Source organism: Parabacteroides hominis (assembly GCF_014287585.1).
Lineage (GTDB): Bacteria > Bacteroidota > Bacteroidia > Bacteroidales > Tannerellaceae > Parabacteroides > Parabacteroides hominis.
The window spans coordinates 1-12,359 of record NZ_JACOOJ010000035.1 but is presented as its reverse complement, the minus strand read 5'-3'; the positions used below and the strand labels follow the sequence as shown (position 1 = coordinate 12,359).

The window sequence follows — 12,359 nt, the reverse complement described above, 5'->3', positions numbered from 1 at the left end:
GAAAAAAGTTTCTCCGGGATGAAACAAAAGTTTCCTGCCGGTGAAACAAAAGTTTCATAGGCATGAAAATAACTGAAACAAAAAGGGGAGCCGTTCGATAGAATAGGACTCCCCTCCACTTTTATAACTTGAATTTATACAACTGCGCCATCACCTTCTGGTATTCGTTCTGCAACTGCATATGATTCTGCATGCTCTGATAGAGCGTGGTGACATCCACAAAATATTCGATCATCGAGATTTGTCCCGCCTGGATCGCCTTGTTCAACAACGCTAAGTTGTTCTGGCTTTTCAGCACTTTGCTATACTCGTCGATGGAAGTCTTCAGGGCTACCGACTGGTTATAGAGTTGGAGCAATTCGTTCTCTACCGCCGTCGTCGCGCTTTCCAACTGCAAATCGGTGTAAAGGCTCTGTGCTTTCGCCTGTTTCACATTGTTGCGATTGGAGAAAAGAGGAATGCTGATACCGACCAAAAAGCCATTGAAACGTTCGCCACCCGAAGAAGGGTTCATACGGTAGCCTAACTCGAACGAAGGCAATCCCATCGTCTTATTGACACTGATTTGCCTTGATGATACGGCCTTTGCACTTTGCAAAGACAGCAGTCGTCGATCAGTACCCAAGATTTCCTGACGCAGGTCGGCAAATGAGAGCGGAAGTTCTACTGCCTCGTAAGCCGTATCGGTCAGTTGAACGGCAATTCCTCCGTTCAGCATTTCCAATTCCCGTTGTTTATTCACACGGGCCGCTTCGTTCATGCGCGCCTCGTTGCGGACGTTCAGGAGTTCGAGTTCGATCTTGTTCGTTTCCAAAATATTGGCATCGCCCTGTTCCAAGCGTTGCTGATAGAGTGCGGCAAGCTGTTCGGCACTTTTCCGGCGGATATCCAACAGGTTCTTTTGCTGGTTCAGAAAGATCAAGTCCAAGCAGGCTTCTTTGGCCTGCAACAAAATTTGCTGGCGTACTTCTTCGCCCTGCCGATCGTAGCTTTCGCCCTTCTGCTTGGAAAGTTTGTTCCGCTGCATATATAAAGACGGAAAGTCGAATGATTGCGAAGCGACTAACTCACCGGTGAATCCCATCCCCTCTTTGTTCCCATACAAATGCGAATAGGTGACGGTAGGATCAGGCAGGTTGTTGTCCAGTTTGGCTTCCAACTTCTGTGCCGTCACCATCTGACGGTTTGCTTGCAATTCCTTGTTATTGGTTTCTATGCTCCGAAGCACTTCTTCGATGGAAGTTTGTGCTCCGGCTACCATTGCGGAAGAAACCAATGCTATTGTCAATATGAATCGTTTCATTCTTTATCTTCTTTATTTATTAATAAATAAACAATCGGGATGATGAAGCCGTTCAGGAAAGTGGATGTTAACAGACCTCCTAAGATAACGGTAGCCATCGGGCTTTGTATCTCGTTGCCGGGCAAATCGCCGTTCAGCGCAAGCGGGATCAACGCGAGAGCCGAACTGAGCGCCGTCATCAGGATCGGATTCAAACGGTCCATAGAACCTTGCAGGACAGCTTGCTTCAAAGGCACATTCTCTACAGTCCGGAGATGCGTGTAGTGGCTGATCAGCAACATCCCGTTACGGGTAGCAATACCGAACAGGGAGATAAAACCGATAATAGCCGGAATACTCACCTCACCGGAAGTCAGCTTCAGGATAAACACGCCCCCGATCAATGCCAACGGCAAGTTCAACAAAATAACCCCGCTCTCCTTCGCATTCTTAAACTCATTATAGAGCAATAGGAAGATCACCAACAGAGACATCAACGAAGTAAGCAGCAACGTACGGCTGGCAGCCTGTTCACTCTCGAACTGTCCGCCATATTCGATATGATAGCCTTCGGGCAACCGGATGGAAGCATCCACCTTCTGCTGTATCTCACCCACGACGCTGCGGAGGTCGCGCTCGGAAACATTACCGCTGATCACGATCTTACGCTGCACATTCTCGCGGTTGATAGTGTTCGGGCCTGTCACGGAACGGATTTCGGCGACATAGCTCAACGGGACTTTCTTGCCGCCCGCGTCGATCATCAGGTTACGGATATCCTCCATCGTGGCGCGGCTTTCGTCCGAAGTCTTTACCGTCAGGTCGAATGTCTTGCCGTCGTCATACACCTGGCTGACCGCTTCGCCGCCTAACATGACATTGACATACTCCTCAAACTCCGGCAACGAGATGCCATATTGCGCCATCAACTCGCGCTTCGGCGTGATGGTAAGCTGCGGACGCTCGATCTGCTGTTCCACTTTCAAGTCCACCAGGCCGGGGATTCCCTGGATGGCTTCCTTGATCTGGTTACCTACCGTAAACATCAGGTTCAGGTCCGTACCGAACAGTTTGATTGCGATATTCGCCTCCGTTCCGGAGAGCATGGCGTCGATACGGTGAGAGATTGGCTGTCCGATTTCGATATTGGCGCCGCTGATGGTAGACAATTTCTTGCGGACATCATTCATAACGGCTTCGCGGCTACGGTCTTTCAGGACAAACGGGGCTTCGATTTCCGACACGTTCACCCCTAAAGCATGCTCGTCAAGCTCGGCACGTCCGGTCTTGCGGGCAACTGTCTGGATTTCGGGAACCTGCATCAGCAATTCTTCCGCCCGTCGTCCCATCTCGTCCGATTCTTCGAGGGAGATACCCGGAAGAGAGCTCACGTTGATCGTAAACGAACCTTCGTTGAACGGCGGCAGGAAGCTGCGCCCTAACGTAAAGAATGTCCCCAATGCAACAAGGAACAGGCCGATCGTGCATCCCAACACCATCTTCTTATGTGCCAATGCCCCATTCAAGGCTTTGCCATACAATTCTTTCAGCTTGCGGGCCACCCAAGCCTCTTTCTCCACTTTCTTGTCCGTAGACTTCCGGTTCAGCAGATAGCTGCACAATACCGGAGTCAATGTCAACGCCACGACCGTAGAGGCAAACAGCGCGACAATAAAGGCGATCCCTAACGGTACTAACATGCGCCCTTCCATCCCGTGCAGGAAGAAAAGGGGCACGAAGCTGACCACGATAATCAGCGTCGAATTCAGGATCGGCATACGCACTTCGCGGGAAGCATCGAACACGACTTCCAAAATGGAACGTTGCTGGTCGGTCGGCAACAAACGATTCTCCCTGATCCGTTTATACACATTCTCCACATCGACAATCGCATCATCGACCAGCGAGCCGATCGCAATCGCCATACCACCCAAGCTCATGGTATTGATGGTCAATCCCATATAATGCAACGCCAGTATGGAAACCAACAGCGAAAGAGGCAAGGCAACCAACGAAATCACCGTCGTGCGGATATTCATCAGGAACAGGAACAGGACGATGACAACGAAGAAACTGCCTTCGAACAAACTGTTCTTTACATTATTAATAGAGCTGTCGATAAAGCGGCTCTGACGGAATATATCAGTCGAAACATGCACATCGGCAGGCAGGTTCTTCTGCAAGTCCGCCATGATCGCATCCAACTTTTCCGTCAGATCGATCGTGCTGGTGTTGGGTTGCTTGGTGACTGTGATCAGCACGGCAGGTTTCGCCCGTTCGGAAGCCGTTCCGAGCTTCGGGCTCTTGCCGCCGATCTTGACCGTTGCGATATTTTCCAACAGGATGGGGAAATCTCCGACAGTCTTGACGACTCCCTTTCCGATCTCCCCGGCATTTGCAGTAGAAAGGACGCCCCTGATGATGTATTCGTTATCATATTCATAAAGGACACCGCCATTGGCATTCCGGTTCATGTTACGCGTAACGGTCAGCACTTCGCCCAAGCTGACACCGTAGTGTTTCATGCGGGCGGGATCGAGCAATATCTGGTACTCCTTGATATCGCCCCCGATGACGGCAACCTGTGCCACCCCTCCTGTCGAGAGCAATCGCGGGCGGATGGTCCAGTCGGCAATCGTGCGCAAGTCCATTTGGGTTGTTGCCACCGTAGAGACGTCTGTCCGTCCGTCTTTACCAGCACCAGTCGAATCATCGACCGTCAGCCCGATAATCATCATTTCTCCCAAGATGGAAGACTGCGGGCCTAACGTCGGCTTCCCGACATTCTCCGGCAAGCTCTCGTTGACAACCGCCAACTTTTCGGAAACGATCTGGCGGGCCCGGTAAATATCCGTCCCCCAATCGAACTCAACCCACACGACAGAAAACCCCGTCGTAGAAGACGAACGGACACGGCGCACATCCATCGCACCGTTCACAGCCGTTTCCACCGGAAAAGTCACCAGGCGTTCCACCTCCTCAGGCGCCATACCATTCGCCTCCGTCATAATGACAACGGTCGGCGCGTTCAAATCCGGGAACACATCCACATCCGTATGGAAAGCGGTGTACGTTCCGGCAATCATCAGCAGCAGGGAACAGATCAACACAACCAACCTGTTATGCAGCGAGTAATATATTATCTTATTCAGCATAATCTTAGTTAATTAATAATGAGAAAGAGAAACACCCATTGCCCATCATTAATTATTAATTTTAAATTCTTAATTATCAATGGTTATGTGTATGTGCAGGAATTGCATTAGAAGCAGAAGCCAACTTGATCTGGTAAGCGCCGACCGTCACGACTTCGTCGCCGGCTTTCAGGCCGCTCAGGATCTGCACTTCGGAACCGTTGTCAGCCCCTAACGTCACAGGAACCTTCTTATAGGCTTCTTCATGCTCGCGGACAAAGACAGAGTAGACGCCCTGCTCCTCGATAAGGGCGGAAACAGGAACACTGATCACATTCTGCATCGGAGCGGTAAGCAGATAGATCTCGACAAACGAGCCGGGGATAATAGCCCCCTTGTTGTCAAATTCGAATGTAACCGGAATATAAAACGAGTTGGCATCAGAAGCCTTTCCATAAGAAAGCAGACGTCCACGCAGATCAGACAGCTTATAAGTCACGTTATCGTACGGCGTACGGAAATTAGCGGACCGGACGGAAGGCAAATAGTTGTAATATTTCTCTGAAACCTCCGCACGCAACACCAGGCGGCTATTCTGCGAGATCGTTGCCAACGGTTGGCCGACCGTTACATAATCGCCCTCTTTCACTTGCAGGTTCTTCAGATATCCGTTCATTGGCGAAACGACAGAGACGCCGTTAGCCGTCTGTTTCCCGGCCACAGCTTCCCAGGCAACCTTGGCATTCTCGTAATTCAAACGTGCCTGTTCGAAATCTTTGGCAGAAACGATCTTATCCCCTACCAAGGCTTCCATACGTTCATATTCTTTCTTTGCATTCTCGTATGCATATTTGGCTTTTGCCGCCACATTGCCGTCTGACAAACTGCTCGAAGCAAGGCTCAAAATGGCCTGCCCTTTGCGGACAGCCGTTCCGTCGACAAACGACAGGTTGCCGAACGTCACCACGCCGGGAACTGTAGCCACCACCGTCGACTCCTCTCCTTGCGCAGCCATCACACGACCGCTTGTCTTGATTACATCGGTAAAAGCTCCCGGCTCTACCTTAGACGTCTGCAATCCGATAGCTTCCGCCAATGCTTTTTTGAAAGAAATCTCACCGGCATGTTCTTCTCCGGTTTTTTCGTGTTCGTGATCATGTCCTTCATGTTCATGGTCGTGCCCTTCGTGATTATGGTCGTGCCCTTCGTGGCTATGATCGTGTCCTTCCTTGTGTTCGTGGGCTTCATGTTCATGCTCCCCATGTGTTGCAGTATTGCCGCTGCAACCTGTTAGGATGTAGGCGAAAACCACCCACATTAAATATATCTTTTTCATTATGATAAATTCGTTTATTGTATATTCGATAATAAATAAAAGGGATAGGAAATCACATCAAAGGCAATAACCAATATGCCCGATATGACCTCTGCAATCATCAATCATACATAAAACGGAGGCGCACGAAGCCCTGACGCAGAAGCGATCCACGTATCATGCAGGGACTCGATGTAGTAGGTCCGGTCATTCTCGAACAAGAGCTTGTAAAAGACCGGTACAGGAGGATTTATATAATCAAACAGTACAAGCAAAGGGAAAAGAAACTGGTTCACGTTTCCATCCGTCACATGCGAGAAAATGGAAGTGTAGAGCGCGATGTTATGCCCGTTGCATCCGCAATCATGCGATTCGGGACTTCCATGCCCGCCATGGGCGGCTTCGGCAGAAAGCGATTTATAGCACGGCAACCCGTTACTATGGTGATGGTGCGGTATGACTACCGACATAAGCATCACGATACTAACAAGCAGCATCACATACTGGTATATTTTCTTTTTCGCTTTCATCTTTATCGACTACAAAAATAAGAAGTTTTTACTTACCAAGTAGTCATTTATATATTAAATAATGATTTGTTCGCTACTTTTCAGGGCAATCGCAGAAAGAGGCTTTGCCTCCAGGTCTTTTAAAGGGTGTGTGTCAAAACTGCTTTGTTTCCGCGCGGGGCGCGTGGATAAGTACATTTTGACACACCGCTCAAAAGAGAGCCTGTGGCACGAGGCAAGCCTTGTTTGTCAGTCCATAGATAAATCGCCATTCAATCATGAACGGTACTTATGCAACCAACCGGTGTATTCTTATTTGTCCAGCTTGGCACAAATCAGTTCAGCAGCTTTCTTGCCGCTCATCAACATGCCGCCGAAGATCGGTCCCATGCGGAAACTACCGCTCACGCCGTTGGCAGCCATGCCGGAAACGAACAGTCCCGGATAGATTTCCTTCGTATTTTCTACGGTTGTAGACTCACCCAACTCGACATTCAGCGAACGTTCGCCAATCACGCCTCCGGTCGGAGTATTCAGCTTGATATCGTTCTTGCGAGCCACCACGCGGGCGATTTCGCAGTCATGGCCGGTTCCTTCCAGTACAGCCTTGGACATGATCGTCAGCGGGTCCACATGCATGCCTTCGCGGATAACCGGAGCCCAGTTCACCACCACGCCGGCAACGGCATCGTTATGGAACACCACGTCTTCTACGGAATAGCAGTTGAAAATAGTCGCACCGGCTTTCGTCGCGCTATAGATCAAAGCCGAGGTTGTGTGTACGGAATCCATGATATACGTACCGTTGCCTGCATCCTTATAGCTTACACCCAACTCGCGCACGATCGGCATAGCCTCTTCCTGAACCACGATATCGTTGAACATCATGGCGCCGCCCCACATACCTCCACCGGGAGCTAACTTACGGTCGAACAAAGCCACCTTTTTCCCGGCCTTAGCCAGATAATAAGCGGCGACGATACCCGAAGGGCCACCACCGACAATAGCGACATCAATAGACAAATTGCTCTTTAACTTCGCAAAGTAAGAGTCGATAATTCCAGTTGAAACGATCTGTTCCATTACAAAATAATAATTAGAGTTTAAACATCGGGAAGCACATAGAGGTAACGCTTCCCTTTATTTAGCAATTCTACCTTTTCCCTTCACGGCGTTATCCGGCAGGTTCAATGGGTATAATCTCAGCCTGTATAGTAAGGCACCCCTATGATAAGTCGGTTGCAAAGATAATAAATTATCCGAAATGCGGCGGACGCTTGTTCATTTTCCGTTCCACAAAACTTTTTATGAATGCGACTGTTTCGTCTACCCCCAACACGGAGACGTCGATCGAGAAGTTGTAGGTGGACGCGACGCCCCATTCCTTATTCGTATAATAGTTATAGTAGGCAGCACGCGATTTGTCGGTCTTCAGCATCAATTCCTCCGCCTGCTCGACTGTCAGGCCTTGGCTTTCGATGATCCGTTGGATGCGGTTCTCTTTGTTGTTGTGGATAAAGAAACTCAGGCAGTCGGGATCGTCGCGCAGGATATAGTCGGCACACCGTCCGACAATCACGCAAGAGCCTTTTTCCGCCAAGTTACGGATCGTATCGCTCTGATACAGGAATAAACGGTCGTTAGACAGCACATCGGCATACGGCGGGAACAGCCCCATATACGAATAGCCCATTGTAAAAGCATAAGCCAAACCGCTGGAAGCCCTCTCGTCCGCTTTCTCGAAAAACTCTTCGCTCAATCCGCTTTCTTTTGCGGCAAGCGCCATCAGTTGCTTGTCATAATAGCCGATGCCCAACTCTTTTGCCAGCTTCTGCCCGATCTCGCGACCACCGCTGCCGAACTGCCGGCCGATGGTCAGTATTATTTTATTATCCATAATAACTACTAATTCTATTTTTATTAGATGTCTTCCAATGCTTCTTTCTTCAATTCAATAATAATTTGTTCTATTACTTTTTGTAACTGAGGAACATTAATCTTTACGATACGAAGAATTATTTCTGCATCCACGTTAAAATATTGATGAGCAATAATATCACGCAATCCCATAACATTTCGCCAATTAATTGCAGGATATTTTGGTAAAAGAGATTTATGTGTATACTTATCAATGTTTTTGATTGCCTCGCCGATAGTGACCAGCAGCATGCAAATACTATCCAGCCGCATCATACCATCTGGGGAATGAGTAAAATCGTCTGCCGTATTTACAGGTATGGCACGAGTTATAATCGTGTCTAATGAATCCTGAATCTGCTCGAATAGTAATAGAACTTCTTCCTTACACATAAATTCCGTCCCTTTCTATATTTCTTTTTAATAAAGCATTCATATTATCACGTAGGCGGACAATATCTATTTTACAATTCAACAATTCTTCCAGTTCGTATTTGATATTCAAAAGCACAAAACCATCCGGTTCTTTCATTTCCACACAAACATCCAGGTCGCTGTTTCTTTCATGTTCATTACGGGAAACAGAGCCGAATATTCCTAAACGAATAATACCATATTGCTCTGCCATTTGTTGTTTATAGCAGCGAAGTAATTCGAGATATTCTGCTTTTGTCTTCATTTTCCATTCATATTATGTTACAAGACAAAGGTAAACAAAATTTATTTAGCATGAAACTTCCTGAACTGGTTTATTAGGACGATGGCTGTAACGATTGTGGCGGTCGTGTCGGCGATCGGGATGCTGATCCATACGCCAAGCGTACCGAGCCATGACGGGAGGATCAGCAGGCAAGGGACGAGGAATAGCATCTGGCGGGTGAGCGAGAGGAAGATCGCCTTCTTAGACATCCCGATGGAAAGGAAAAAGTTTGTCGCCACCATCTGGAAACCGACAATCGGAAAGACGGCAAAGACGATATGCAAACCGTACACCGCCGCCTCGATCAGTTCCGGGTCATTCGTAAACATGCGGACGATCATCGACGGAAAGAGCTGGCAAAGCAGGAACCCGGCCGTCGCCACCCCGATCGCCCACTTCATCGTCAGCTTCGTCACCTCCGTCACACGCGGGTAATGCCGGGCGCCGAAGTTATAGCCTGCAATCGGCTGCATCCCCTGGTTGAAGCCCATTATGATCATGATGAAGAGGAATATGATCCGGTTCACAATCCCGTATGCGCCGATCGCCATGTCGCCCCCATGCTCTTTCAAGCCCCGGTTGATCAGGATCACGATCAGGCAGGCGCAGAGGTTCATCAGGAAAGGTGACATCCCGATATAGAGGATTCCCTTTACGATCTCGCTCCTCAGCCGGTAAATGCCTTTCTTAAAATGCAGCAATTGCGTAGATCGGGAGAAATGCACCAACTGGCCGGTCAATGAAATGACCTGCGAAATGACCGTCGCCCACGCCGACCCTTTGATCCCCCAGCCGAAACCGAAGATAAAAAGCGGGTTCAGCATGCAGTTGATCATGACCGAAGACAACGTTGCATACATGGCCAACTTCGGGAAACCCGAAGAGCGCAGCACGGCATTCAGCCCTAAATACATGTGGGTGACCACATTTCCCATCAGGATCACATTCATATAATCGCGGGCATACGAAATCGTGTTCTCGCTCGCCCCGAAAAAATAGAGGATCGGATCGATCAGCATCATGAAGACAAGCGTAAAGGTTAGCCCCAAGATGATATTCAGCACCAGCACATTCCCTAATACTTTGTTCGCCCCTTCATAGTCTTTCTGCCCCAATTTCACGGAAACCAGCGTCGAAGCCCCCACCCCGACAAGCGATCCGAAAGCGGCGGCTAAGTTCATAAGCGGGAACGTCAATGCGAGGCCGGAGATAGCCAACGGCCCCACTCCCTGTCCGATGAATATACTGTCGGCCATATTGTAAAGCGAAGAGGCCGTCATAGCGATAATAGCCGGTATAGCGTACTGTGTCAATAACTTGCTGATGCTCTCGGTTCCGAGCACTAAAGGAGAATTTTCTTTACTCATGCGGCAAAGGTACGGAGATTTCGAAAAAAAGGTTACTTTTGTTTCCTTATAAAGTACAAAAAAATGGCAGAAAATCTAATAATCAACGGTGGGAACAAGCAGGAACTATATGAGACGCTGCTCCCTCAATTACAATCGCTGACAGCGGGAGAAACGGATATGGTCGCCAACATGGCGAATGTCGCCGCCGCCCTGAAACAGACTTTCGGTTTCTTCTGGGTAGGCTTCTATGTGGTGAAAGAGGAGATGCTCGTGCTCGCCCCGTTCCAAGGGCCTCTTGCTTGCACGCGCATCCGCTACGGAAAAGGCGTATGCGGGACGGCCTGGAAGGAAGCCCGGACAATGGTCGTGCCGGATGTGGAACAGTTTCCCGGCCATATCGCCTGCAGCTCGGATTCGCGGTCGGAGATCGTCGTGCCGGTGGTCAGGGATGGTAAAGTTGTCGCTGTCTTGGATATCGACAGCGACAACCTGAATGCATTCGACGGGACAGATGCGAAGTACTTGGAACAGCTCTGTGCTTTTTTACCGATGTGATTCCTGCTTTGCATCGGAATATCCGCCTCGTCCAATATGATCGTTTCTTAAATTGTCAACACATCCTATAATTCTCCCGGACGTTCATCCTGCTTGTTCCCGCCGGAGTTGGGATCGTGCTTGCTGCTGCTGCCGTTGTCGGTCTTGCCGCCTTTGCCCTTGCCGCTGCGCAGGCTGATGCTGATGCGGTAGCTGTCGATCAGTTCGTTCCACCATGAGAACAGGCGGATATAATCCTCGTCCCCGTTTATTTCTGCCAAAGAGTTAAGGCGTATGACCAAGGCGTCATAAGCTCTGTTGAAAGCAGCCCGGCTCACCGGAGTCTTGACCGGCTGGTTGCGCAGGCTCTGTTCTTCTTTGCGTTTGGAAAAGGCTTCGGCACATTCGTTGTTGACTGTTTTGATATCGGCAAACCATTTCGTCAGTTTCAATTTTTCGACATGCGGCTTGAAGGTGTCCGATTCGACTTCCGATATCAACTTCGTAGTATGCCCTGTCTGATCGTTAAAGGTCTTTTTGTAAACATATTTATAACGGTCTATCAAAGGGAGCAGTGCGACAGCCGGTTCTTTGATTTCTTCATCCGTACAGTTAGCCAAAGAACGTATGTTTGAAAAAGCATTGCTTCGCAATTTCGTACGTTTCGTCTTGAGTTCTTTCATTACGGAGGTCCAGTTACTTTTTGTGAGCTTCAAGAGGCTGCTGTCAAAGACGGCAAGAGCGGATTGATACTCGTCAAATTGTGATTTAAATTCTGTCACATCGGTATTGGCCGACAGGATTTGGTTTTCGATAGCGTGACCGACTGCTTGAAGTTCTGCTAACTTCAGCTTAGATTTAGGAAATGTTTGGACTCTTGCCATGATCTTGTTTTTAAGGTAAATTATTAATTATTATTACACGGAGGCAGTTCGATGCGCTCCATTTTATTTTAATACCGTCTCCGACAGCTACGAGTCCATTTAAAACCGTTTTTTTGCGATCTCGGATATGTTCGGGATGATTGCATTTCATTTTTTTTCTGTCCCGTATGCGTCCGAGGCCATTTCAAAACGCTTTTTAGCTGTTCTGTATGCCTACGAGGTTATTTTTGTCCGAACTGTACCGGCAAAATAGCCGTAGGATCGGACAAAAAATGACTAATTAAAACATCTTTTTTCAGTCATTTGCAAAGGTATAATATAAGTTGTGAAAACCAAGTGTTTTCGAAAATAAAATATTTTGAAATTCAATCTCTTGAGTCGATTTTTCCAAATGTGGGGGATGCAATCTTCTTTTGCTGTCTGCTGGAGCAGGCGGATAGATGGTCATTCCGGCTTTCCGGTTCCCTTGTGGGTTTTAATCTCTTTAAAAGAATATCTGAAAGGGGTTAAAATCCATAGGGGAAGAGGCAAAATCTTTAAATCCTTTGAAGGGGCTGTCCAAAAAGTGTGACAGCCCCTTTTGCTATTGTTTATTTCGGTAAAAAGTAGTATCTTACCGTTGCAAAAAAACAAACATTATAGCAATGGCTAAGATAGTATTTAAAGAGTTAACATCCAACCAAAATGTACTTTTTCCGGTTAGTTTATCGGAAAAGATAGCTCCCAATCATCCCG

At 48.3% G+C, this 12,359-nt stretch carries 11 protein-coding genes; 1 reads left to right on the top strand and 10 read right to left on the bottom strand.

Features of this window, described 5'->3' with window-relative positions:
- Positions 1 to 121: 121 nt before the first annotated feature.
- From H8S65_RS16320 to H8S65_RS16280, 9 genes are all read right to left on the bottom strand, one after another.
- Positions 122 to 1,303, bottom strand: a complete 1,182-nt coding sequence (locus H8S65_RS16320; RefSeq protein ID WP_186930926.1) for a TolC family protein — start codon at positions 1,301 to 1,303, stop codon at positions 122 to 124.
- Positions 1,300 to 4,437, bottom strand: coding sequence for an efflux RND transporter permease subunit (locus H8S65_RS16315; protein ID WP_186930925.1), 3,138 nt, complete (start codon positions 4,435 to 4,437; stop codon positions 1,300 to 1,302). Before H8S65_RS16315 ends, H8S65_RS16320 begins: the two co-directional genes overlap by 4 nt.
- A 76-nt stretch (positions 4,438 to 4,513) precedes the next feature.
- The gene (locus tag H8S65_RS16310) at positions 4,514 to 5,752 is read right to left on the bottom strand and encodes an efflux RND transporter periplasmic adaptor subunit (RefSeq protein ID WP_186930924.1); all 1,239 of its coding nucleotides are present in this window, start codon (positions 5,750 to 5,752) and stop codon (positions 4,514 to 4,516) included.
- 104 nt (positions 5,753 to 5,856) lie between these two features.
- Complete coding sequence (locus H8S65_RS16305; protein WP_186930923.1) at positions 5,857 to 6,261, bottom strand: DUF6769 family protein; 405 nt, start codon at positions 6,259 to 6,261, stop codon at positions 5,857 to 5,859.
- A gap of 291 nt (positions 6,262 to 6,552) precedes the next feature.
- Positions 6,553 to 7,323, bottom strand: coding sequence for a sulfide-dependent adenosine diphosphate thiazole synthase (locus tag H8S65_RS16300; RefSeq protein WP_005644098.1), 771 nt, complete (start codon positions 7,321 to 7,323; stop codon positions 6,553 to 6,555).
- Positions 7,324 to 7,495: 172 nt separating this feature from the next.
- A complete protein-coding gene (locus H8S65_RS16295; RefSeq protein WP_186930922.1) occupies positions 7,496 to 8,137 on the bottom strand; it encodes a cytidylate kinase-like family protein in 642 nt (213 codons plus the stop codon).
- Between the two features lie 23 nt (positions 8,138 to 8,160).
- Positions 8,161 to 8,550: a HepT-like ribonuclease domain-containing protein gene (locus H8S65_RS16290; RefSeq protein WP_186930921.1), complete on the bottom strand. Its 390-nt coding sequence runs from the start codon at positions 8,548 to 8,550 to the stop codon at positions 8,161 to 8,163.
- A complete protein-coding gene (locus tag H8S65_RS16285; protein WP_186930920.1) occupies positions 8,543 to 8,836 on the bottom strand; it encodes a nucleotidyltransferase family protein in 294 nt (97 codons plus the stop codon). The genes H8S65_RS16290 and H8S65_RS16285 overlap by 8 nt, the downstream gene beginning before the upstream one ends.
- Before the next feature lie 41 nt (positions 8,837 to 8,877).
- A complete protein-coding gene (locus H8S65_RS16280) occupies positions 8,878 to 10,224 on the bottom strand; it encodes an MATE family efflux transporter (RefSeq protein ID WP_186930919.1) in 1,347 nt (448 codons plus the stop codon).
- 63 nt (positions 10,225 to 10,287) lie between these two features.
- Between H8S65_RS16280 and H8S65_RS16275 the strand changes: the two genes are divergently transcribed.
- Positions 10,288 to 10,761, top strand: a complete 474-nt coding sequence (locus H8S65_RS16275; protein WP_186930918.1) for a GAF domain-containing protein — start codon at positions 10,288 to 10,290, stop codon at positions 10,759 to 10,761.
- A gap of 65 nt (positions 10,762 to 10,826) precedes the next feature.
- Here H8S65_RS16275 and H8S65_RS16270 read toward each other — a convergent pair whose 3' ends face one another.
- Positions 10,827 to 11,624, bottom strand: a complete 798-nt coding sequence (locus tag H8S65_RS16270; protein WP_186930917.1) for a DUF6261 family protein — start codon at positions 11,622 to 11,624, stop codon at positions 10,827 to 10,829.
- Positions 11,625 to 12,359: the final 735 nt, after the last annotated feature.

What these genes read in the sequence shown, in the direction of transcription:
- H8S65_RS16320 (WP_186930926.1), bottom strand. Translation starts at nt 1,303, where the DNA reads ATGAAACGATTCATATTGACAATAGCATTGGTTTCTTCCGCAATGGTA.
- H8S65_RS16315 (WP_186930925.1), bottom strand. Translation starts at nt 4,437, where the DNA reads ATGCTGAATAAGATAATATATTACTCGCTGCATAACAGGTTGGTTGTG.
- H8S65_RS16310 (WP_186930924.1), bottom strand. Translation starts at nt 5,752, where the DNA reads ATGAAAAAGATATATTTAATGTGGGTGGTTTTCGCCTACATCCTAACA.
- H8S65_RS16305 (WP_186930923.1), bottom strand. Translation starts at nt 6,261, where the DNA reads ATGAAAGCGAAAAAGAAAATATACCAGTATGTGATGCTGCTTGTTAGT.
- H8S65_RS16300 (WP_005644098.1), bottom strand. Translation starts at nt 7,323, where the DNA reads ATGGAACAGATCGTTTCAACTGGAATTATCGACTCTTACTTTGCGAAG.
- H8S65_RS16295 (WP_186930922.1), bottom strand. Translation starts at nt 8,137, where the DNA reads ATGGATAATAAAATAATACTGACCATCGGCCGGCAGTTCGGCAGCGGT.
- H8S65_RS16290 (WP_186930921.1), bottom strand. Translation starts at nt 8,550, where the DNA reads ATGTGTAAGGAAGAAGTTCTATTACTATTCGAGCAGATTCAGGATTCA.
- H8S65_RS16285 (WP_186930920.1), bottom strand. Translation starts at nt 8,836, where the DNA reads ATGAAGACAAAAGCAGAATATCTCGAATTACTTCGCTGCTATAAACAA.
- H8S65_RS16280 (WP_186930919.1), bottom strand. Translation starts at nt 10,224, where the DNA reads ATGAGTAAAGAAAATTCTCCTTTAGTGCTCGGAACCGAGAGCATCAGC.
- H8S65_RS16275 (WP_186930918.1), top strand. Translation starts at nt 10,288, where the DNA reads ATGGCAGAAAATCTAATAATCAACGGTGGGAACAAGCAGGAACTATAT.
- H8S65_RS16270 (WP_186930917.1), bottom strand. Translation starts at nt 11,624, where the DNA reads ATGGCAAGAGTCCAAACATTTCCTAAATCTAAGCTGAAGTTAGCAGAA.